The organism is Rahnella sp. BIGb0603, assembly GCF_024808755.1.
Lineage (GTDB): Bacteria > Pseudomonadota > Gammaproteobacteria > Enterobacterales > Enterobacteriaceae > Rahnella > Rahnella contaminans.
This window is the reverse complement of the sequence record NZ_JANUEX010000005.1, coordinates 64,018-84,508: the sequence shown is the minus strand read 5'-3', so window position 1 is coordinate 84,508 and position 20,491 is coordinate 64,018. Positions and strand designations below refer to the sequence as shown.

19 protein-coding genes are annotated in these 20,491 nt (G+C 54.2%); 5 read left to right on the top strand and 14 right to left on the bottom strand.

The window, feature by feature from the left end; genetic code table 11:
* Positions 1 to 55: 55 nt before the first annotated feature.
* From fecE to fecI, 7 genes are all read right to left on the bottom strand, one after another.
* On the bottom strand, positions 56 to 823 hold the full coding sequence (gene fecE, locus M2403_RS14565) for a Fe(3+) dicitrate ABC transporter ATP-binding protein FecE (protein WP_152326573.1): 768 nt from the start codon (positions 821 to 823) through the stop codon (positions 56 to 58).
* Between the two features lie 2 nt (positions 824 to 825).
* Positions 826 to 1,788 carry a Fe(3+) dicitrate ABC transporter permease subunit FecD gene (fecD, locus tag M2403_RS14560; RefSeq protein ID WP_259229740.1) on the bottom strand — a complete coding sequence of 321 codons (963 nt, stop codon included), beginning with the start codon at positions 1,786 to 1,788 and terminating at the stop codon, positions 826 to 828.
* On the bottom strand, positions 1,785 to 2,789 hold the full coding sequence (gene fecC / locus M2403_RS14555; protein WP_259229739.1) for an iron-dicitrate ABC transporter permease FecC: 1,005 nt from the start codon (positions 2,787 to 2,789) through the stop codon (positions 1,785 to 1,787). The genes fecD and fecC overlap by 4 nt, the downstream gene beginning before the upstream one ends.
* On the bottom strand, positions 2,786 to 3,691 hold the full coding sequence (locus M2403_RS14550; protein ID WP_259229738.1) for a Fe(3+) dicitrate ABC transporter substrate-binding protein FecB: 906 nt from the start codon (positions 3,689 to 3,691) through the stop codon (positions 2,786 to 2,788). Before M2403_RS14550 ends, fecC begins: the two co-directional genes overlap by 4 nt.
* 67 nt (positions 3,692 to 3,758) lie before the next feature.
* Positions 3,759 to 6,119, bottom strand: coding sequence for a TonB-dependent Fe(3+) dicitrate receptor FecA (gene fecA, locus M2403_RS14545; RefSeq protein ID WP_259229737.1), 2,361 nt, complete (start codon positions 6,117 to 6,119; stop codon positions 3,759 to 3,761).
* A gap of 146 nt (positions 6,120 to 6,265) precedes the next feature.
* A complete protein-coding gene (gene fecR / locus M2403_RS14540) occupies positions 6,266 to 7,237 on the bottom strand; it encodes a ferric citrate uptake sigma factor regulator FecR (protein ID WP_259229736.1) in 972 nt (323 codons plus the stop codon).
* A gap of 5 nt (positions 7,238 to 7,242) precedes the next feature.
* Complete coding sequence (fecI, locus tag M2403_RS14535) at positions 7,243 to 7,761, bottom strand: ferric citrate uptake sigma factor FecI (protein WP_259229735.1); 519 nt, start codon at positions 7,759 to 7,761, stop codon at positions 7,243 to 7,245.
* A 173-nt stretch (positions 7,762 to 7,934) separates the two neighbouring features.
* Between fecI and M2403_RS14530 the strand changes: the two genes are divergently transcribed.
* Positions 7,935 to 8,639 (top strand): SDR family oxidoreductase, encoded by a 705-nt coding sequence (locus tag M2403_RS14530; protein WP_165060159.1) that lies wholly within the window; start codon positions 7,935 to 7,937, stop codon positions 8,637 to 8,639.
* A 131-nt stretch (positions 8,640 to 8,770) separates the two neighbouring features.
* Here M2403_RS14530 and M2403_RS14525 read toward each other — a convergent pair whose 3' ends face one another.
* Both M2403_RS14525 and M2403_RS14520 read right to left on the bottom strand, forming a co-directional pair.
* Positions 8,771 to 9,391 carry a helix-turn-helix domain-containing protein gene (locus tag M2403_RS14525; RefSeq protein WP_165060156.1) on the bottom strand — a complete coding sequence of 207 codons (621 nt, stop codon included), beginning with the start codon at positions 9,389 to 9,391 and terminating at the stop codon, positions 8,771 to 8,773.
* A gap of 122 nt (positions 9,392 to 9,513) precedes the next feature.
* Positions 9,514 to 12,180 (bottom strand): autotransporter outer membrane beta-barrel domain-containing protein, encoded by a 2,667-nt coding sequence (locus M2403_RS14520; RefSeq protein WP_259229733.1) that lies wholly within the window; start codon positions 12,178 to 12,180, stop codon positions 9,514 to 9,516.
* 630 nt (positions 12,181 to 12,810) lie between these two features.
* On the opposite strand from M2403_RS14520, the gene hutW reads away from it, so the two are divergent.
* The 4 genes from hutW to M2403_RS14500 all read left to right on the top strand — a co-directional run bounded on the left by hutW (position 12,811) and on the right by M2403_RS14500 (position 16,010).
* The gene (hutW, locus tag M2403_RS14515; protein WP_259229731.1) at positions 12,811 to 14,136 is read left to right on the top strand and encodes a heme anaerobic degradation radical SAM methyltransferase ChuW/HutW; all 1,326 of its coding nucleotides are present in this window, start codon (positions 12,811 to 12,813) and stop codon (positions 14,134 to 14,136) included.
* Positions 14,114 to 14,635, top strand: coding sequence for a heme utilization cystosolic carrier protein HutX (gene hutX / locus M2403_RS14510; protein WP_371819704.1), 522 nt, complete (start codon positions 14,114 to 14,116; stop codon positions 14,633 to 14,635). Before hutW ends, hutX begins: the two co-directional genes overlap by 23 nt.
* Positions 14,632 to 15,255 (top strand): NAD(P)-binding oxidoreductase, encoded by a 624-nt coding sequence (locus tag M2403_RS14505; RefSeq protein WP_165060147.1) that lies wholly within the window; start codon positions 14,632 to 14,634, stop codon positions 15,253 to 15,255. The genes hutX and M2403_RS14505 overlap by 4 nt, the downstream gene beginning before the upstream one ends.
* A gap of 533 nt (positions 15,256 to 15,788) precedes the next feature.
* Positions 15,789 to 16,010, top strand: coding sequence for a YdgH/BhsA/McbA-like domain containing protein (locus tag M2403_RS14500; RefSeq protein WP_165060144.1), 222 nt, complete (start codon positions 15,789 to 15,791; stop codon positions 16,008 to 16,010).
* A gap of 78 nt (positions 16,011 to 16,088) precedes the next feature.
* On the opposite strand, the gene M2403_RS14495 is transcribed toward M2403_RS14500, so the two are convergent.
* The 5 genes from M2403_RS14495 to M2403_RS14475 all read right to left on the bottom strand — a co-directional run bounded on the left by M2403_RS14495 (position 16,089) and on the right by M2403_RS14475 (position 20,329).
* Positions 16,089 to 16,409 carry a multidrug efflux SMR transporter gene (locus M2403_RS14495; protein WP_165060142.1) on the bottom strand — a complete coding sequence of 107 codons (321 nt, stop codon included), beginning with the start codon at positions 16,407 to 16,409 and terminating at the stop codon, positions 16,089 to 16,091.
* 117 nt (positions 16,410 to 16,526) lie between these two features.
* Positions 16,527 to 17,384, bottom strand: a complete 858-nt coding sequence (locus tag M2403_RS14490) for a LysR family transcriptional regulator (protein WP_235937403.1) — start codon at positions 17,382 to 17,384, stop codon at positions 16,527 to 16,529.
* Between the two features lie 80 nt (positions 17,385 to 17,464).
* Complete coding sequence (locus M2403_RS14485; protein WP_152326588.1) at positions 17,465 to 18,178, bottom strand: DUF554 domain-containing protein; 714 nt, start codon at positions 18,176 to 18,178, stop codon at positions 17,465 to 17,467.
* A gap of 56 nt (positions 18,179 to 18,234) precedes the next feature.
* Positions 18,235 to 18,801: a UbiX family flavin prenyltransferase gene (locus M2403_RS14480; protein ID WP_259229724.1), complete on the bottom strand. Its 567-nt coding sequence runs from the start codon at positions 18,799 to 18,801 to the stop codon at positions 18,235 to 18,237.
* Between the two features lie 31 nt (positions 18,802 to 18,832).
* Positions 18,833 to 20,329: a UbiD family decarboxylase gene (locus M2403_RS14475; protein WP_218521538.1), complete on the bottom strand. Its 1,497-nt coding sequence runs from the start codon at positions 20,327 to 20,329 to the stop codon at positions 18,833 to 18,835.
* Between the last annotated feature and the right edge of the window lie 162 nt (positions 20,330 to 20,491).

Here is a 20,491-nt window from a genome sequence, read left to right as displayed (position 1 = left end):
GTGTAGTTCAAAACAGACAAGTCGATAGAAAACAATGACAACGAAAAATGAAAAACTATTTCACAATGCACATCGGCATACCGGAAACCGGCTCGGGATGGATTTGCGCATCAATATCAAAGACCTGTGCCAGCAGCGCAGGCGTCATTACGGCTTCCGGCGAGCCTTGTGCAACTATTTTTCCGGCCGCCATCATGACCAGATAATCGCAATAACGGCTGGCCTGATTGAGGTCATGCAGCACAGCGACCACCGTTTTGCCCTGCTGATTCTGGCGGCGCAGTAAATTCATCAGCTCAACCTGATGGCTGATATCGAGATACGTTGTCGGCTCGTCGAGCAAAACAAGCGGCGTATCCTGCGCCAGTACCATCGCCAGAAATACGCGCTGACGCTGTCCGCCGGAGAGCTCGCTGACTAATTTTTCGGCCAGATCACCAATATTCGTTTCTTGCATCGCGCGCGAGACCCTCGCGTGATCCTGCTCCCCCAGCCTGCCCCATAAATTCAGCCACGGGCTCCGGCCATAGCCGACCAGTTCCCGCACGCGGATCCCTTCCGGCGCGACGTGTTGTTGCGGCAACAGCGCCAGTTTACGGGCAAGCGCGCGGCCATGTAGCCGGGAAATATCGTCTCCTTGCAGCCGCAACGTGCCGGACTCCGGCGTCAGCAGGCGGGAAAAACATTTCAGCAGCGTCGATTTTCCGCAGCCGTTCGGGCCGATCAGCGCGGTGATTTTTCCGGCCGGAAGGGTCACCGACAGTCCGTTCAGAATGGATTTATTGCCGTATCCGGCGTACAGATTTTCTGCACTCAGTTGCATAGTCAGTGGGTTCTCATCAGAAGCCAGAAGAAATACGGTGCGCCTATCACCGCCGTTAAAACGCCCGCAGGCAGCTCCAGCGGCGGATGCAGGGTGCGCGCCAGCACGTCGGCCAGCAGTAAAATCAGCGCCCCGACAAGCATTGACGCGGGGATCAAAACGCGGTGCCTTCCGCCGACCAGTTTACGGGTCAGATGCGGTGCGACCAGCCCGATAAACCCGACCGGGCCGCAGGCGGCAACGCTGATGGCGGCCAGTGCGACGGCCAGCAATAACACCAGACGCTGTACGCGGGAAACGCGGATCCCCAGCGTCGAGGCACTTTCGTCACCGAGCGCCATAACGTCCAGATCGCGGCAGAACCAAAGGCTGAGCGGCAGTAATATCAGCAACCACGGCGCGACGATTTCGACGAAATTCCAGCCGCGTCCCCACAGACTTCCGGTCAGCCACAGCAGTGCGCTGTTGATTTCCATCGGGCGCGAGAGCATCAGGTAATCGGTCAGGCTGGCGTAAAATGCGGTCAGCGCGATGCCGGTCAACGCCAGCTTCAAAGGCGCGGAACGGCCGGACATCAGGCGCAGCAACACAAACGCGGCTATCCCACCCAGAAAGGCCAGCGGCGGCAGCCACAGCACGGAAAGCGCGGGGAACAGCATCAGCGCGCTGACCGACATCAGTCCGGCGGCGTGGTTAACGCCCAGTATGTCCGGCGACGCCAGCGGATTGCGGATAATGCCCTGCACCAGTACGCCGGAAAGCGCCAGCGCCGCACCGACCAGCACCGCCAGCAGCGCGCGCGGCAGGCGATATTCGATCAGCGGAAAATGGTTGTCATCGGCGGGTGCGAACGCCAGACGCATTTGTTCAAACGTCAGCGTGTGCGTGCCGTAACGCAGCGAAATCACGAAGGTCAGCAGCAACAGGCTGGTCAGAACGGTGAATACCGTGAACTGCCGGGTCATGTGCGCGTCCTCACCAGCCAGACAAAGAATGGCGCGCCAATCAGCGCCAGCACTACGCCTGCCGGTAATTCACCCGGCCACGCCAGAAAACGCGCCAGCAAATCCGCCAGCAGCATCAGCGTTGCGCCAAAAATCATGCTCACCGGCAACATGCGGCGTAAATCATAACCAATCCAGTAGCGGGAAATGTGCGGGACCAGCAGCCCGATAAACGCCAGAGGCCCGGCGACGCTGACGCAGGCACCGACCAGCAATAACACCATAAGATTGATAATCAGCCGCAAGCGCGGCAGGTTTACGCCGAGCGTCTGCGCGCTTTCATCACTCACCTGTAACAGGTTGAGGCGGCCGGCAAGCAGCAAAACCCAGGGCGCGATAATGAGGGTGAAAGGGAACAGATGCCAGAACTCCGGCCAGCGGGCGTGCGCGACGCCTCCGGCCAGCCAGTTGAGAATGCCGTATGCGTGATCTTCTGAGAGGATCAGCGTCGCTTTTGCCAGCGCAGCGCACAGCGCCGACACGGCCACTCCGGCGAGGATCAACCGGCTGCGGTCACCCGCCTGTTGCCATCCGCCGCCAGTCAGCATCACCATGCTCCAGCTGATACCGCCGCCAGCGGCTGCCACCAGCGCAATGCTGAACCCCGAAAACAACTGCGGGCTGAGTGCGCTGACCACCACCATCGCCAGCGATGCACCGGCGTTAATGCCAAACAGCGAGGGAGACGCCAGCGGATTGCGGGACAGGGTTTGCAGCAGGCTGCCCGCCAGCGCCAGGCTGGCACCGAGCAACATCGCCACCAGGCTGCGCGGTAACCGCAGGTTGAGCACCAGCGCCTGCGCCAGTGTTGCAGGCGGGCCGGGCATCAGCGCGCGCAGAGATTCCACCGCGCCAATCGGCACCGCAGAACGGCAAAAAAGCGTCAGCCAGAAGATGACGCTCAATATGAGCAGAGGCAGCGTCCAGCGCCACCCCGTTACGATCGTTTTCACCGCTTTCATGGTGCGGTGGCAGGCGCCTGATGATGCAGAATCTGCACCACGTCATGGCCGATATGCTCAGCGGCAAACACCCCGCGCATTCTCGCCCAGACGTTAGCATCGACCGCTGCAATCTGATTTTTTTGCACGGCTTTCATCATTTGCCAGAGCGGATCCTCCTGCCATGCACGCACAATACTTTCCTGACGGTAGTGCGCGACAATCAGCCAGTCCGGGTTGATCGCCAGCAACTGCTCGAAACTGATGTTGGCCAGCGCCTGCTGATTCACCGGTTCCGGCACAATCAGCCCGAGCGAGGTCAGCACGCTGCCGGTGTAGGAATCGCGCGTATGCAGGTTAAATTGCTGTTCGCGCGAGGTGCCGAACACCACCTGCGTGCCTTTCGGTAACTGACTGGAACACGCCTGCATCCGCTGATGATGTTCCGCCAGACGCTGCTGCATCAGCGCGTCTTTCCCCAGCACTTTGCCGATGATCGCCGCCGATTCCAGGTTCTCAGTGTAGGTTTCGTTGCGGGATTTCAGCATCAGCGTCGGCGCAATCCCTTTCAGCGCGGCATAAATGCCGCCATGACGGCTGCTGTCGGCAATAATCAGATCCGGTTTCAGCGCGGCAATCGCCTCGAGGCTCGGCTGCGATCGCGTACCGACGGATTTCCACGCGCTGATACGCTGGCGCACTTCCGGCAAAATACGTTCCGCGTCGTTATCATCGGCCACGCCCACCGGGCTGACATCCACCACGGCCAGCGCATCCACAAAAGACAGCTCCAGAACGACGACGCGTTCAGGCGCCGTATCGAGCGTAAAAGTGCCCTGCTGGTCAGTCACCGTCACGGCCTGCGCGGTGCCCAGTGAAAAACATAAACCGATAAAAAGCGCAAAGCGGGAGAAGAAAGACATAGGACCTCTGTGCGGGTGAAAAGGGAAAAACCGGGCGTCGTCACGCTAAGCCCGGCGTTTTAAACCATCAGAATTTCAGGGAACCCTGCATATACAACGTGCGTGGCTGTCCGGCATAAATCCCTTTGTTGTTATCGTCATACGCACGCGTGAAGTATTCGTGGTCGAAGATATTCTTCACGCCGAAGGCCAGATTCAGGTTCGCCATGTCCGGGCCAAACTGATAACCGGCGCGGGCGCCCCACAGCATGAAGCCGGGGATGCGACCGGTGCTGCCGTCGGCACTTTCTTCGACGGTGTTGGCGTTATCCGCAAACTGGCCGGACTGGTATTCGCTGTTGACGTTGAAGAACCAGTTGCCCGGTGTGTAATCCAGCCCCAGCGTGCCTTTGTTTTTCGGGGAAAACGGTACCTGGTTGCCCTGCGTATCGCCGGATTCACGAATGACGGCATTCACATACGCATAGCTGGCGTAAGCGGAGAAGTTTTCGAGTTTTGGCGACAAATCAGCGAGGTCGTAACGAATCTGGCTTTCCAGACCGGTATGACGGGTTTTTCCGCGCGCGGTGACGCTGTCCGTGGTCTGGTTGGAGTCGTACTGATTGTTGAAGTTGATCAGGAACAGCCCGACTTCCGCTTTCACAACGCTGTTATCAAAGCGCGTTCCCAGCTCCCAGGTGCGGGCTTTTTCCGGCTCGATACTGCCGCTGTCCACCGCTTTGCCAATCTGGCTGTACTGCACCGTGCCGAAAGAACCTTCGGTATTGGCATAAATATTCCACGCCTCGTTCATGTGATAAACGACGTTCAGAGCAGGCAGCGGCGCGTTGTAGCTGATTTCCTGTCTGGTGCCTTTGATGTAGTTGTTCTGATACGAGTGAATGTGCTCGTAACGCATGCCCGGCGTGATGGTCCAGTCGCCGACGTCAATGCGGTCATCAACATAAAACGCATTCGCCTGCGTGCCGGATTGCGTATCGCGGTCATACGGGCTGTCGCCGGTCGGCAGAACGCCGGATTTGGCCGGGCTGTAATAGCGCAATTCGTGGGTGGATTCGCTGACATAACGGTAACCGACGCCCACTTCATGCGCGGTCTGGCCGAGGTTGAAGCTCTGGCTGTAGCGCGGTTCAACGCCGCGAACCCAATACTGGCGCGGGGAAAGCGTCAGGTTTTTACCCTGATCGAGATAACCGCTGCGCAGCGTGTAGGTGTAGAACGTTTGCACATTGAATTTATGCTGCTGGTCGGGCTGATACTGATAGCCAAAACTCGCCAGCTGGCGGCGGCCCCAGAATTCGTCATAAGGGCGCGTGGACTGAAAACGGTCGGCGTTATACGCGGCACGGGATAAACCGCCCGGCATTTCCGCGCGGCCTTCGTAATATTGCAGCAGGCTGTTGAACGTGTGGACGTCGTTCGGCGCGTAACGGGTTTTGAGCATCACATCGTCAATTTTGGTGGCGCTGTGTTCGCGCCAGTCGCTGCCGCGCGTCCCGGAGTAAAGCAGCGCGCCGCCGAGACCGTTATCCGCCGTGCCGCCTACCATCAGATTGCCGGTGCCTTTCGGGTCATTCTGGCTGGACGTCGGGCTGAGCAGCCCTTCCATGCCGGCTTCGATACCGAAATCTTTCGGGATGGCGCGGGTGACAAAGTTCACCACGCCGCCGACGCTTTGCGGTCCGTAACGCACCGCACCGCCGCCACGCACCACGTCCACCGCATCCATGTTGCCAAGTGAAACCGGCGCGAGGGAAAGTTGCGGCTGGCCGTAAGGCGCGAACGGCACCGGAATACCGTCCATCAGCACGGTTGAACGGCTGGCGAGACGTGGGTTCAGGCCACGGATGCCGAAATTCATCGCCATGTCATGGCTGCCGGTACCGTTGTTTTCCGGCGCATTGACGCCCGGAATGCGGTTCATCACTTCACGAACGGTTGTCGCGCCGGTCTTCACAAAATCTTCACGGCGGATCACATCACGCGCCCCGCCGTGCTCAAAAACATCGTTTTCACGCGCGTCCGCCAGCCAGTCTCCGACCACCGTCAGGGATTCCGGTACCTGCACCGGCGCAGGCATAACCGCCAGAGTGAACGCATTATTGCCCAGCGGTCTGGCTTCCAGCCCGCTGTTTGCCAGTAACGTCGTCAGACCATCAGTGACAGTGTAACTCCCCTGCAAGCCGCTGCTGTGTTTTCCACGCGTCAGCGAGGCATCCACAGAAAGCGTAATCCCGGCTTTGGCCGCGAACTGGTTCAGCGCGGTATCCAGATCCCCGGCCGCAATTTGATAAGACGCAGACTGCACCGCGGCGGCTACCGGCAGCGACGTCAGCAGTGCGGCAGGAAGAATGGCACAGTGAATGGCAATCGCCAGTGGTGTTGTTTTGCGAAAAGAACGAATAACGCGTGAGCGTGAAATGGACATACCGTCTCCGATTTTATGTTTTTTACTGTGTGATTTTTCAGGCAGTTTTTTAGGTGTTACTCAGGAGTCGGATGAGAATAGAAAAGGGACAACCGCGAATGCGATTATTTATCATTTTTATTTGCGGGAAGAATTTTACCGGGACATTACACAGGCACCACTTTCACCCAGTAACGCGTAGCCGTCTGAATTTTCACGGGAAGTGTTCGTGAAAGAATTTCCAGCACGCTGTCGGTATCTTTCAGCGGGAACGTGCCGCTGATGCGTAAATCAGCCACTGACGGGTCGCAGCTCAGATGACCGTGGCGGTAACGGGCCAGCTCGGCAATCACATCCGCCAGACGCCAGTCGCTGACGCTCAGCACGCCGTGGGTCCAGCTCCCTGCACCGCCGGTTACCGCGGTAACATCACCGAAAGCACTGCCGGTAAAGCGCACCGCGTGGCCTTCGCTGATTTGCAAACCGCCCGCAGGCCGGTCGCGCAACGTGATTTCCACGGCGTGTTTGAGCACCTTCAGCGTCGTGGCGTCATCCTGCTGGCGCACGATAAATTCCGTGCCCAGCGCGCGTAACATACCTTGTTGCGTTTCGACCAGAAATGGCCGCGGAACCGGCTGATTATCGCGCGCGGTGATAATGCTGATTTCGCCCTGATGCAGGCGGATAAGACGCAGTGTGTCGGTAAAACGGATATCGGCGGCGCTGGCAGTATTGAGCGAAAGCTGTGAGTTATCCGGCAGGCGCAGGGTTTTGATTTCGCCGGTAGACGTGCGCGCATCGGCCAGCAAACCCTGCCCGGCGGACGACTGCCAGGCTTCCCATGTCCCCCCCAGACCGAGCAACACCACCAGGCTTTTCAGAACACGGCGGCGGGTGACATCCGACTGCTGGCGCGCATGGTTAAGCGTCTGATAACTGAATTTACCGGGCATATTGTGCAGTTGCCCCTGCAACGATTCCACGCGCTGCCACGCCCAGCGATGATCTTCGTCCTGCGCCAGCCACTGCTGCCATTTCTGGTTTTGCTGCGGCGTGACCTCGCCCGAGCACAAGGTGGCGAACCACTGCGCGGCTATTTTCAGCGACAGGCGCTGGTTATCGGTCAGGGACGTATTCATCGGAATCAGCCGTGTTCTATGCTGAACAGCAGGCAGTGTTCGGTGGCTTTCGCCATGTATTTTTTGACCGAACTGACCGACACGTTCAGACGTTCGGCGATCACCGGATACGTCAGCCCTTCAAGCTGTGAGAGTAAAAATGCCTGACGCACTTTCTCGCCCAGCCCGTCGAGCATCGTATCGATTTGTTGCAGGGTTTCGAGCAGACATTGCCGCTGTTCGGGCGACGGCATCTGTTCTTCCGGCATCAGCGCCAGCATGTCGAGATACGCACGTTCCAGCGCGTTGCGGCGGAAAAAATCCACCATCACGCGGCGGGCAACGGTACATAAAAAGGATTTGGGTTCGCGAATTTCCTGTGCGGTATTGCCGGTGAGAACGCGCATAAAGGTGTCCTGCGCCAGATCGTCTGCGTCACTGGCGGACCCCAGTTTGAACTGGAGCCAGTTTTTCAGCCAGCGGTGATGCGAGCTGTAAAGTGCTTCAAAAGCACGAACCGGGGAAACGGCAACGTTGGTGGACATAGGAAGTTACATAACCAGACGAGAAATTCACAATTGGATGATAATTGATAATAGTTATCATTACAATCGAGAATCATTCGCTTTCCCATCTGCCATAAATGCTAAGCCAATTAAGTGCGTCGATCGCACCTCTGCCAGGTGTTAGCCTGAATAAAAACCACAAGGAAAACATCATGAGTTCACTCCCTGTCGCCGTTGTTACCGGCGGAACCAGCGGTATCGGGCTGGCCATTGTTCATAATCTGGCACGCGATCATCAGGTTTATGCGCTCGGGCGTAATAAAGACAGCCTGATTGCGCTGCGGCTGGTCGAAAACGTGGAGGCGGTTGAAATCGATCTGCTGGATTTCAGTGCCGTTGAGCAGTTTGTTCGTGAGTTACCGGTGATTGATGTGCTGGTACATTCGGCGGCGATTTCCAAACCACTGCGCCTTGAACAGGCGACGCCGGAGGAGTGGCAAAAGCAGTTTTCTATCAACGTTTTCGCACCAGCGGAGTTCACCCGTCTGGCATTACCGGCGCTGAGAAAACAGGAAGGTCAGGTGGTATTTATCGGTTCGGGATCGGGGACAAAAGCAGATGGCGGGAATACGGTCTATTGTGCCTCTAAGTTCGCACTGAGCGCCCTAGCCCATGCGTTGCGTCAGGAAGAAACGGAGCACGGCTTGCGCGTTTCCACCGTTGCGCCGGGGCCAACGGATACGCCGATGAACCGCAAAACCCGCGAAAGTCAGGGCAATTTTGACGCCATTGATCCGCGCGAATACAGCACGCCGGAATCGGTCGCGGCGGCGGTGCGTCTGGTGGTCAGCGCCAGCGACGATACGCAGATTACGGATATCGCGGTGAGGCCGCGCCGGGATAAAGCGAAGCGGTAGACCCGTAAAAAAATGCCCCGGAATGCGCAAAAACTCCGGGGCAAAAAGGCTTTTTATTATCGGGTTTGGTTACCCGTTCTGTGATTGATTTTAATTCACCGGTGTTGACGCCAATAACATTCAGTCAGAAATTAGTAATTCGCCGGGAGACGGTTTATCTGTATTAATTTCCCCTTGTCCATCTCGATATAATTACCCTTGCGTAATTCACAGAGTATTTCTGCAATCACGGTGCGCGATATTTTGGAGCGCTGCTGGATAAACTCCAGAACGCCTAATTTTTGGCGAACCTCAGGCCTGATCCTTTGCATACGGATTAACATCGCGCGGACAATACAATAGTTGTTTGAGCCTAACAGATCACATTCCCGGTGTTTCAGGTAGAAGGCCAGATAGCTCAGCCAGATGCTCAGTTCGTACCAGAGATTGCTCTGATTGAGCAGCGCTTTTGCCCGGCTGGCGGTCAGCCAGAACCCCTGGCAGACGTTAACAGCAACGGCACAGGAACCTTCGTATTCTTTGAAAACGATGCCCGATGCGCCCAGTAACATAGCGGAATCGACGACATCCAGAAGCCATTCTTTCTCTTCATTATAAATAAACACACAGCCCGACTCGAGGAAATAGACAATATTTTCCTTTTCTTCCTGCTCAATTTGAATCTTTTCTCCTTTATTAAAAGTAAAAGAGACACCTTCTGCCATTAAACAGTCATGAAGTTGCTGAAGTATTTCCAGTGGTTTTTCTGACATAGTATAAAACCGACAAGATTGAGTAAGGTTATTGGCGAACAGGCATACTCACAGCCTTGTGAAGTATGCCCGGAGTCGTATTTCAGGCAATCAGGTTAAACGTTTCTGACGTTTACCCGATATTACCAGCGGTATTTCACACCGACGTTTGCAGACCAGTCCTGGTCAACATCCCCGCCTTTCAGCAGAGCAGTATCGGCATAGGTTGCGAAGTTTTTGCTGAAGTTGAACTGACCGCCAACCCCTGCGCGAACCGCAGAACCGTTCATGCTGTTGTCGATACGGTCACCGTTAATACGTGCATCGTTATCGCCCGCGTCATCGTAGACATATGCCAGTTTCACGAACGGCGTCAGAGACTGTTCGCTGCCGTAATTGAAGGTGTAACCCGCATCAACACCGGCTTCGTAGCGCAGGCTGTTGTAAGACTGGCTACCCACGTTCATCCCGTTGCTCACTTTATAGCTGTCGTTGTTCTGGAACAGACCGCTGATGGCGGCATACGGCGTGACATAACCGCTTTCGTTGAACGCCCAGTCGTAGCCCAGTTTCAGACCAAAGCCCCAGCCGTCGGTAGCGTTGTCAGCCGTAACATGCTGCCCGTCGCTCATACCGCTGGTCAGGTCGTTGCTAAAGCGGCTGTAGCTCAGTGAGCTGTCTAAGAAGACATGGTTGTCGAATTGGGCAGAAGCGTACACGCGTGCAGATTGAGTATCCTGATCCAGGCTGCCGCTCTTATGAGAAACATCACCCTTCGCGAAGCCTGCGGCCATACCCAGCATCCACTTAGCATCGCCCTCAATCATTTTATCGACACCGATCATGATGCCGTTGACGTCCTGATCGTAGGAAACCGTGCTGCCATCGGCATTGAAATTACCGCCTGTGTAGCTCGCCCACACGCCGCCTGCATCACCGGAATGACGACCAGCGCTCAAGCGGTTTGCCAGCGTATCCTGCTCAAGATTCCAGATGTTGGTGTTCGCGGACGGAATGCTCAGGGCGATATTGGCGGCATCGGTCAGGCCACGTTGTTTGAGAACAACGGTGTCGCCAGCCTGTTTCGCTTCATAACGGTATGCACCCAGATCGGCCTTATTGTTGGCGGTGAACGTTGCCGCAGTGGCCGTGTTGTTGTCGTACACACGAATCACTTCTTTGTTTTTATAATCAGCAACGCTGCCTTTGCCGGTGGCGTCGTTGATATTGACGCGGAAGTTACCGTTCACATCGCCATTCACTGACAGATGACCATCAGAATTCAGGGCAACGATACCCTGCTCCTGACGAACCTGGCTTGCGGTCGAATTCAGATCAGAATTCAGGATGTAAGCACGGCTTCCCACGTTGAATGTGCCGCCGTTTGCCAGCGTCATATTGCGGCTTTCCACCTGACCCAGACCTAAATTCAGCTGAGACTGACGGTCAACGGTGATCTGGTTTGCGTAAAGTTCTGCGCCTTCATTTAACAGCGAAACCTGGCTCTGGTTGTCGAGGGACAGCGTATCGGTCGCCACGAAACCGTCATTGGCGATGTTCAGCCCGGACAGATTGTTGAGCGAAACTGAATCCGCCAGCAAGGAAGACACGTTGGTAATATTCACCAGCGAACCGTTATTCACGGTCAGCGTGTCGATATTGGAATTACCGCGCGTATCCCACCGGGAACCGGTATCGAGTGCGACATTAAACAGGCCGCTCTGGAAAACCTGATTGCCTGCCACGTGGCCGCTGGTGTCGTAAACAGATTCAGGAAGAATACTGTTCGGTGCCACATCATATAAAGTGGCCGTCGATTCAACCGAAGACATGGCCGCGCCGACCCATTTGCTGCCGTTTTGCAGCGTCAGGTTTAATTCATCCTGATTCAGGGAATCCTGCGCGTAGCCGCCATTGGTATCCAGCGTACCATCCGCATTTGAGTCATGCCCTGCCGGATAGAAATTCGCATTGAAGGTACTGGCAAATGCGACATCGCCGGTCAGGGTGGAATGGTCTAATACCACGTTGGTTTTCATCGAATGAACGGCATCAGCAGAATCGCTGACATCCAGCGCTACATCATCCCAACCCGCTGTACCATTATGGTAATCAGAAGGTTTGCCGGACTGACCGTAGAAACCTGAGTTATCCAGCTCAGACCAGGCACCTGACGTCAGCGCGGAATCACTGATTGTCACGTTATTATTAAACGAAGTGCCGTTATTTGCTGAATCTGCTGCCCAGTCATAACCCTGCGTTAATGTAATACCCGCCACACGGGAGTTATTACGCAAAACGATATTACTTTGCTGGTCCAGCGTAATGGCAGTGCCCAGATTGTAAGTATCAATGCTGCCCGCCACGTTGGCATTGTTGACATAATTGTAATGCTCGTAGGTGTCATCAATCGTCGAATTATCAACGGTTAATGACAGTACGCCCGCGTTTGTCAGGGTATCTGCGGCGCAGTTTGTGGTCATGCACTGAGAAGTGATCATGCCGCGGACGGTGCTGTTGGTGATGTTCAGTGCGTTTTCGCTGGCATTGGCGTTCAGATAATAGGTCGAGATCACACCACGAACGACAGCATTGTTAATCCCCGGCGAGATATTGCCCTGCGTCGTGAGGTCTTGCCCGTTATTGAATCCAACGTAGCCCTGATAATACGGCGTGTTATCGGTCGTATTAAAATAGAATGTTTCATAGCTTGTGTTAGAAATATCCGAAGCGGATGCCTGAGCCATTAATGCCAATGAGCATGCGGCAGCTAACTTTGAAACAGACAAACCCTTTTTATGATGATTCATTTGTAATCCTTTAATTTGAATAATTGAGTAGAAACCATAGCGACATGAAAAACGCGCTAACGGTTTATTCCCCACCACGACTTCAAAATCAATTATTCACAATAAAATACAAAGGTTCAATCTTGATTGGCAAAGTATACGGATACGGACTTTATTTATTTTAAATTATAAAATTCTTTAAAAACAATACGATAAATTAAAATAAAAATAATGAGTCATCTATTTTAGGATTATTTTATTCGCCATAAAAAATAATCCCACAAAATTAATCACTCATCATATATTTCATCATGCGAAATAAAAACCACTGGGAGTTTAATTTAGGATTATTTTTTAACACGTTTTGAAAACTCTGATCATCCGGATAATTAATACAGTGTAAAAATAGCTATTCCCATAACTGGTCATTATTAAATTATCTGGAAAATATACTGCTCAGACTCGCCTGGTAACGTTGGCGTCACCCGCAGGACAGGGACAATCCCAGGTGGCCACCTGATTTTCTTAGCAAAATCCTCACAAATTTTAACTTGATACAGATCATCAAAGGCGCGGGTTGGGTTTGATCGAATGATAATCATTATCGTTTAATGGCGATAATGACTGTTTCTTCAGGAGAAGAAGACCCTTATGAGCTTAGACCTCACGCGCTTTTATGCAGCCGATCAGGGCCTGCCGTTCCCGGATCGCTGGGCGGTTATGCCCTGGCGGCCGCAGCAACCCGTTCCTCCGCAGGAGGTTCCCGCACAATGGCAGGCGCTTTGTCAGAAAACGCTGCCTGCGAATAAACGTCTGGTCTATTTGCATATCCCTTTTTGCGCGACGCACTGCAAATTTTGCGGGTTCTACCAGAACAAGCTGGAAGCGGAAGCCACCGAACAATACTGCGATTACCTGATCCGCGAAATCGAGCAGGAAGCCAGCTCACCGCTGCATCAGTCTGCGCCAATCCACGCCGTCTATTTTGGTGGCGGCACGCCGACCGCGCTCAGCGCCCGGCAGTTGCACCGGATTATTGTGACCCTGCGCCGCAGTTTGCCGCTGGCACCGGATTGCGAAATCACGGTGGAAGGCCGCATCCTGAATTTCGATGACGAACGCATTGATGCCTGTCTGGACGCGGGCGCTAACCGTTTTTCCGTCGGCATTCAGACGTTCGACACGCGTATCCGTCAGCGTATGGGCCGCCGCGCCAGCCGCGACGAAGCCATTAATTTTCTGCGCAAGCTGGGCGAACGTGACCGCGCGGCGGTGGTTTGTGACCTGATGTTTGGCCTGCCGGAACAGACCCGCGCGTCGTGGCTGGAAGATTTACAGATTGTCCGCGACCTGCCGCTGGACGGTGTCGATCTTTACGCGCTGAATCTGTTGCCGTCCACGCCACTGGGCAAAGCGGTCGGGAACAATCGCGTCACCCTGCCCGACGTCAGCATGCGTCGGGATTTCTATCTGGAAGGCGAAGCGTTTCTGGCGCATGACGGCTGGCATCAGATCAGCAACAGCCACTGGGCGCGCACCACCCGCGAACGCAATCTCTATAATCTGCTGATCAAAAAAGGCGCAGACTGTCTGGCTTTCGGCAGCGGCGCGGGCGGCAACCTTGGCGGCCAGTCATATATGACGATGCGCAGCCTGGACGCTTATTATCAGCTGCTCGATGCCGGGCAAAAACCGATCATGATGATGACCGCCGCGACCACCGGTGAGCACCGCTGGCGGTTGGATTTACAGGGCGGTATCGAAGCCGGACGTTATGATCTGAGCCGCATCGTCGAAGATCCATTCCCGATTGAACCGTTGCTGCAACAGTGGCAACAGTGCGGCCTGATGCACAGCGACGGCCCGCGTTTCAACCTGACTCCCGCCGGACGTTTCTGGGCCAGCAATATGCTGCAAGCCCTGCAAATTCTGGTTCCTCAACTGACCTTACGGAATGACAGCCATGCACACGGATAACCTGCAAAAACTGACCGACTTTCTCTCCACTCAGCCTGACGGCACTGTTGAAGATATCGCCCGTGAATATGGCGTGACGCCGCTGACGGTGATCCGACATTTGCCCGAAAGCCACCTGTTTTCCGGCAGCCAGTTCGACACAGTGTGGGACAACATCACGGAATGGGGCGACGTCACGACGCTGGTAAACAATGACGATCTGATCCTCGAATTCCACGGTGCGTTGCCCACCGGCACGCATCGCCACGGGTATTTCAACCTGCGCGGAAAACAGGGAATGAGCGGGCATATCCGCGCAACAAATTGCCAGCACATCGCGCTGGTCGAACGGCCATTTATGGGAATGAGCACAGCAAGTGTCTGGTTTTTAAACGCTTCCGGTTATGCGATGCTCAAGGTTTTCGTCGGGCGTGACAGCCATCGCCAGCTTCTGAGTGATCAGCTGAATGCATTTCGCGCCCTTCCTGCCCTTCTGGCCGAGAGAGAGAAACACCCTTGAATACTTTGCTGATTTTTGGCGCTGGCAGCGGCGTCGGGGCTGAACTGGTCGCCCTTTCCGCACAGGAGCGCCCGGTTGTGGCGCTAATCCGTAACCCTCAACAGGCAGAAACGTTGCGCGCGGCGGGCGTCACCGTGATTACCGGCGACGCGCTGAACCCGGAAGATGTCTTGCAGGCCTGCCAGATGGCCGGGGCGGAGGCGCAGATCGTGTCCACGCTGGGCGGAAAACTCTCCGATTACACCGCTAACCGGCTGATTGTGGATACCGCTGAAAAAACCGGCATCCGCCAGATGTTGCTGGTGACGTCGATTGGCTGCGGCAACAGCTGGCCGACCTTATCCGACCGCGCAAAACAGGCATTCGGGCAGGCGGTTCGTGAGAAATCACTGGCTGAAAGCTGGCTGCAAACCAGCACGCTGGCGTGGTGTATTCTGCGTCCGGGCGGCCTGATGAACGGCGAAGCCACCGGCAAAGCGCACCTTATCGAAACCGAAGCGCATGGCCGCGTCCGCCGCGCCGACGTTGCCCTGCACATCCGCCAGCTACTGACCACCGGCGCAGGCTGGGGCGAGGTGTACGCGCTGTGTGATGCCTCGCTGGAGGGCGAAAGGTTTTAAAAAAATGCCCCGGAAACGGGGCATCTGTTATTTATTGCGCCAGCATCTGACGCAGTAACGCCGCATCCGCGTTATCCGTATTCATCAGCAAAAACTGCAATCTGTCCCACCGGTTAAGCCGGGTAGCCAGCGAGAAATACAGTCGCTGATGTTTTACTGAGGGCGCAACCGCCTGATGAATAGCTGTAATCCCAGTTCCGGGGATCAGCCATCATCACTTCGAGCCGCCTGCGCAGATAATATTCCGTCGCCATGAATGACCTCCCCTGGGGAACTGCGTTTCCCGGCTCATTTATATACGTCCGTGGTTTTTATAAAAGTTTGCCAGAACACGACATGTGATAACGGCAAATGGCGGACGGACTGAAAGAGACTCCTCCGGAAAGAGAAAATTGCATACCCGCTGAATTATTCAAACATTTTGATCATTACAAGCAAATAAGTCCGCTATTCATCCGGATCCCGCGGCGCTATTCTTCTTCTCATCGGAGGCAGCCGCCTTCACCCAACAAACACTGAGAAGGAATGACATCATGAAAACCATCAAAACTTTCGTTATCGCAGCAACACTCGCCACTGTTTCTTTTGGTAGTTTCGCCTCACAAATCGGCACTATTACTGCCTCCGACAACACACTGGATGGTCTGGAATCCACCTTCGCCGCTAAAGCCGCTGCCGCCGGTGCAACCTCTTATAAAATTATCGAAGCCGGTGGTCAGAACCGCATTCATGGCACCGCTGTATTGTACAAATGATTTGATTAAGTCTGCATTTTAAGAACAAAAGCCGCTCCCGTTACAGAGCGGCTTTGCGGGATCTGGAGTTTTACCCCGTCACTCTTTCGTTGCCACCTTCAGCAGAATAACCCCCGCGAAAATCAGTAAAACTGCGATCACACGTAGCGGATTAAGGCTTTCGCCGAACATCGTGACACCCAGAATAAATGCGCCGATAGCCCCGATGCCGACCCAGACGGTGTACGACGTGCCGAGCGGCAGGGTTTTCATGGCGATCGCCAGTAATACTACGCTGAGCAGCATGAAAAATGCCGTGATCAGGCTGGGAATGAGGCGGGTGAATCCGTGGGATTCTTTCATTGCGGTCGACCAGACAACTTCGAAAATTCCGGCTAAAAACAGATAAAGCCAGGCCATAAAACATCCTCAGGAATAACAGTCAGGGTCGTCCCCGAAAAATTAAGCTGAGTCTCTGGTCGTCCAGTCAGCATGAGAAAGCTGATTATAGTTCACCTCGCCTGCTCATGACAAAAATCACTCTCCCGGCAAAAACGAGTCTTTTTCAGTATGCAGCGTGATGATCGCCGGGCGGAAAAGCTTCTCTTTTTGTTCGATTTTAAACGCGCGGAAATGTTTGCTCTCGCCGACTTCCGATTCCGGCATCAGCGCAGCACCCGCAAGGCCGTCGCGAAACATTTCGATCACCAGCCGCGGCTCGGACACTTTCATAATCACGTTCACATCTTTCACTTCTTCATACAAACGGTTGAGCAGCACTTCATAGGTGCCCTCGCCGCCCATCCGGTGCAGCATAATCAGCGGGAAGCCGGATAAATCAGCGAAAGTCAGCGTGCGGTCGGGCAGGTTTTCGGCCAGTTCAGTTGAGACAACCGCGACCAGTTTGATCGGCTCAAATTCACGGACATAGAAAGAACGGATATCGGCGGGCGTCTGAATCATCGCCATATCCAGCGCTTTGTTCATCACCAGTTCTTCCAGATAGGTGGATTCAGATACCAGAAGGTTCGGATCCCAGTCCGGGTTTTTGCGGTACAGCTCGAGAAATACCGTATTGAAATAGCGCAGATAAAGATAGGAAACGCCGATACGCACGGTGCGTTTTTTTTGCGACGCGATATCCACCGCCTGCCGCGTGACGCTGTTGACCTGGCTGAGGATTTCACTGGATTTGCGGTAAAGAAAACGTCCGGCTTCGGTGAGAACCATCTGTTTGGTGGTGCGGATAAACAGGGGCGAACCGATTTCTTCTTCGAGTTCGTGCAGACGTTTTCCAAGCGGAGGCTGTGCGATATTCAGCACTTTCGCAGCTTTGCTGATTGAACCCTGTTCAGCGATGGTGCAGAAGTAACGCATTCTTTTCAGATCCATCATTCCCTTCTCTTCATTGCGGCGGTGGCACGCTCAGTATACAAAAAGCCACTTCGCAATGAAGTGGCTTTGGCTGATATTCATCAGTGAATAAAGAGGCTCCAGTAATGTGAGATGGGCATCACCAGAATTAACGCCGGTAATAAATTTCCTACTGCGATGGATTTGATTCCGCTGATACGGAAACCGGCGGCGAGCATAATAAAGCCCCCTGCTGCCGTGAAATCCCCCATCATTTGCGCATTGGTCAGCGGAAGAATGAACACCGCCGCCGACGCGATAAGAAATTGCACAATCCACTGCGGAATGAAAATCAGCGCCACCGCATAACCCAGCACCGTGGCGAAAATAGCCGCCGTGAACAGATCCATAATCGCTTTAACGAACAGGATATTCGGATCATGCGTCATCCCTTCGGTCATTGCGCCGATAATACCGGTGCCGCTGGCGCAGAACAGGACAATAATCGCGACGAATTTTTCGGTGAACACGCTCTGATCCATGCCGGTATCAGGGGCAAAACGCGAGGCGATCCCGCGCGCCATATTGCCCAGACGCGCAATGTAACGTTCCAGATAAAACAGTTCCCCGATGGCCGCGCCGAGGATCACCGACAGGATTACCACCGGCATACTGTGCATTTTCACCAGCAGCACGACGCCGAGCGCCATCGAGCATAAACCAAAGGTCTGGGGCAGCGAGGTTCTTAACCGCTCTGGCATTTTTACGCCAAGAAAGCCCCCTAACAGGCCGCCGAGGATAATGGCGCCGCTGTTAACAATAGGTCCAATTAACATTTCTACTCCGCAAATTTAGAGGCTGTTTTTTATCGTTGTCACAAAGAATTTATCACTCAGTTTTCGCCCCAGCGTTTGATATTCGCGACGTCCAGATCAAATAAATCAAGGGCGCGCGCCACGCTGTGGTGAATAATGTCATCCACGCTTTCAGGTTTGTGATAAAGAGCCGGAACCGGCGGAAAGATAATTCCGCCCATTTCTGTCACCGATTGCATATTCTTCAGATGCGAAAGATTCAGCGGTGTTTCCCTCACCATCAGCACCAACCTGCGCCGCTCTTTTAACACGACATCCGCCGCGCGGGTGAGTAAATTACTGGTTAAACCGTGAGCGATAGATCCCAGAGTATTCATTGAGCACGGCGCAATAATCATTCCGATGGTTTTATATGAACCACTGGAAACAGAAGCCCCCAGATTATTAATGGAGTGAACTGCGTCGGCCAGACAGGTGACATCTTCTCTTTCAATATCCGTTTCCATGCTCCGCGTCATTTCGGCACCTTTACTGATAATAAGATGCACATCAATATCCATATCACGCAATATTTCCAGCGCTTTCATACCATATTGAAATCCTGAAGCACCGCTGATCCCCACAATTATGCGCCGTTTACTCATGTCAAATCCTTAATTAATGCTAACGTTCGTATTATTTAAAATCGGGTAAGAATTTCTTCACATCGACTTCTTTAAATTTAGAACGTTCGAAATGCGCTTTCAGGTGGAAAGGAACGGTGCAGTCGAAGATCGTTTTGCAAGACATCCCTTCCTGCAAAATGCTCGGGCTGTATGCCGGGTTCTGCGACGGATCAAGCGGATGGCAGCGCACGCCGGGAATGGTGGCGATATCCACGTCGCCCTGGAAGCGGGTTTGCATCGCCCACAGAACGTCGTCGGTGTCGAAAATATCCACATCTTCATCGACCAGAATGACGTGTTTCAGCTCGGAGAAAGCGGCAAACGCCAGCAGCGCGGCTTGTCTCTGACGGCCTTCGTCAACCGGAGAAGCTTTCTTAAATTGCAGTACCGCCAGCAACTTACCGCCGCCGGAGGTGTGTGCATTCACATTCAGCACGCGGCCCGGCATGGCGCGGTCAATCATGTCCAGAATACTGGCTTCGGTCGGAATGCCGGCCATGCTGACATGTTCGCCGCTTGGGCCTAATGTGGTTTGCAGGATTGGGTTTTTACGGTGAGTGACCGCTTTCACTTTAATCACCGGCAGCGCCGCTTTCGCTTCGCCGGTATAACCCGGGAATTCAGGCATCGCTTTGCCGGTATTGGTGTTCTGATCTTCACGGACGCGCACGTTTGGCAGCAGTTCACCTTCGATCACAATTTCAGCGTGGGCAATGGCTTTTTCGTCGATGGAGACGCAGTGTGTCAGTTCAACTGCTTTACCGCGCAAGGCACCGGCAATGCTCAGTTCGTTGAAGCCGAGCGGCGTGGTCGGTGGCTCGAAACAGGCCGCAATTTCAATGGCCGGATCCACGCCGATGCTGATAGAAATTGGCAGCGGTTTGCCCGCACGTTCCGCTTTTTCACGGAATGCGTCGATATGACGGCCCGGTGTCAGCCACATCGACAGTTCGTCACGGCTCTGGATGCACAGGCGGTGAATGGTCACATCGGACTCTTTGGTTTCCGGATCAGACGCGTAGCACATGCCCATGGTGAAATACGGACCGGCATCTTCTTCGGTGTTGGTCGGCGCGGGCAGCAAGGTACGCAGGTCAAAGTTCGGGTCATCGGCCAGATACGTGACTTCCTGACATTGCGCAGTGCCGCGGTCGATAACAACGGGTGCGATGGCATTTTTCACGGAGTCTTTCAGCAGAAAACCGAGTTTTTCCGGCGCGCAGTCCAGCAGATGGCCGACGCGTTCGCGGGTCGACATCAGGCCGGTCACGACACGGACGCCCGGAAAACCTTTGATGTTGTTAAACATCATCGCGGGGCCTTTGCGGGTCGGACGTTCGCAGGTTCCACCGGCACCAACATAACGGTAAACGCCGGACAATTCCGCATGCGGATCGACTTCCACATCGGTGCTGACCATTTCGCCTGGCAGGCTTTCAAGGAATTCAATAGCGGAGCGCAGATCGTGCACTTTATTATTTTGAGGGTGGGTTTCTTTCTTAGACATAATATATTCCACGTAATAATGAGAAAGTATTTATTCGTCGTGGTTAATATATCGGCCTGAATATAAATCAAAAAGTACCGTTTAAATATACAGACTAAACCTTTTTGGTTTACGTTATAAAATTAAATTATTATTTAACACTTAGGAATACATAATAATAAC

Coding starts and splice junctions, on each gene's coding strand:
- M2403_RS14490 (WP_235937403.1), bottom strand. CDS start 17,384: ATGATGGATCTGAAAAGAATGCGTTACTTCTGCACCATCGCTGAACAG.
- fecE (WP_152326573.1), bottom strand. CDS start 823: ATGCAACTGAGTGCAGAAAATCTGTACGCCGGATACGGCAATAAATCC.
- fecI (WP_259229735.1), bottom strand. CDS start 7,761: ATGTCCACCAACGTTGCCGTTTCCCCGGTTCGTGCTTTTGAAGCACTT.
- M2403_RS14475 (WP_218521538.1), bottom strand. CDS start 20,329: ATGTCTAAGAAAGAAACCCACCCTCAAAATAATAAAGTGCACGATCTG.
- M2403_RS14520 (WP_259229733.1), bottom strand. CDS start 12,180: ATGAATCATCATAAAAAGGGTTTGTCTGTTTCAAAGTTAGCTGCCGCA.
- fecA (WP_259229737.1), bottom strand. CDS start 6,119: ATGTCCATTTCACGCTCACGCGTTATTCGTTCTTTTCGCAAAACAACA.
- M2403_RS14525 (WP_165060156.1), bottom strand. CDS start 9,391: ATGTCAGAAAAACCACTGGAAATACTTCAGCAACTTCATGACTGTTTA.
- fecR (WP_259229736.1), bottom strand. CDS start 7,237: ATGAATACGTCCCTGACCGATAACCAGCGCCTGTCGCTGAAAATAGCC.
- M2403_RS14495 (WP_165060142.1), bottom strand. CDS start 16,409: ATGGCCTGGCTTTATCTGTTTTTAGCCGGAATTTTCGAAGTTGTCTGG.
- fecC (WP_259229739.1), bottom strand. CDS start 2,789: ATGAAAGCGGTGAAAACGATCGTAACGGGGTGGCGCTGGACGCTGCCT.
- M2403_RS14480 (WP_259229724.1), bottom strand. CDS start 18,801: ATGAGTAAACGGCGCATAATTGTGGGGATCAGCGGTGCTTCAGGATTT.
- fecD (WP_259229740.1), bottom strand. CDS start 1,788: ATGACCCGGCAGTTCACGGTATTCACCGTTCTGACCAGCCTGTTGCTG.
- hutW (WP_259229731.1), top strand. CDS start 12,811: ATGAGCTTAGACCTCACGCGCTTTTATGCAGCCGATCAGGGCCTGCCG.
- M2403_RS14550 (WP_259229738.1), bottom strand. CDS start 3,691: ATGTCTTTCTTCTCCCGCTTTGCGCTTTTTATCGGTTTATGTTTTTCA.
- M2403_RS14530 (WP_165060159.1), top strand. CDS start 7,935: ATGAGTTCACTCCCTGTCGCCGTTGTTACCGGCGGAACCAGCGGTATC.
- M2403_RS14485 (WP_152326588.1), bottom strand. CDS start 18,178: ATGTTAATTGGACCTATTGTTAACAGCGGCGCCATTATCCTCGGCGGC.
- hutX (WP_371819704.1), top strand. CDS start 14,114: ATGACAGCCATGCACACGGATAACCTGCAAAAACTGACCGACTTTCTC.
- M2403_RS14500 (WP_165060144.1), top strand. CDS start 15,789: ATGAAAACCATCAAAACTTTCGTTATCGCAGCAACACTCGCCACTGTT.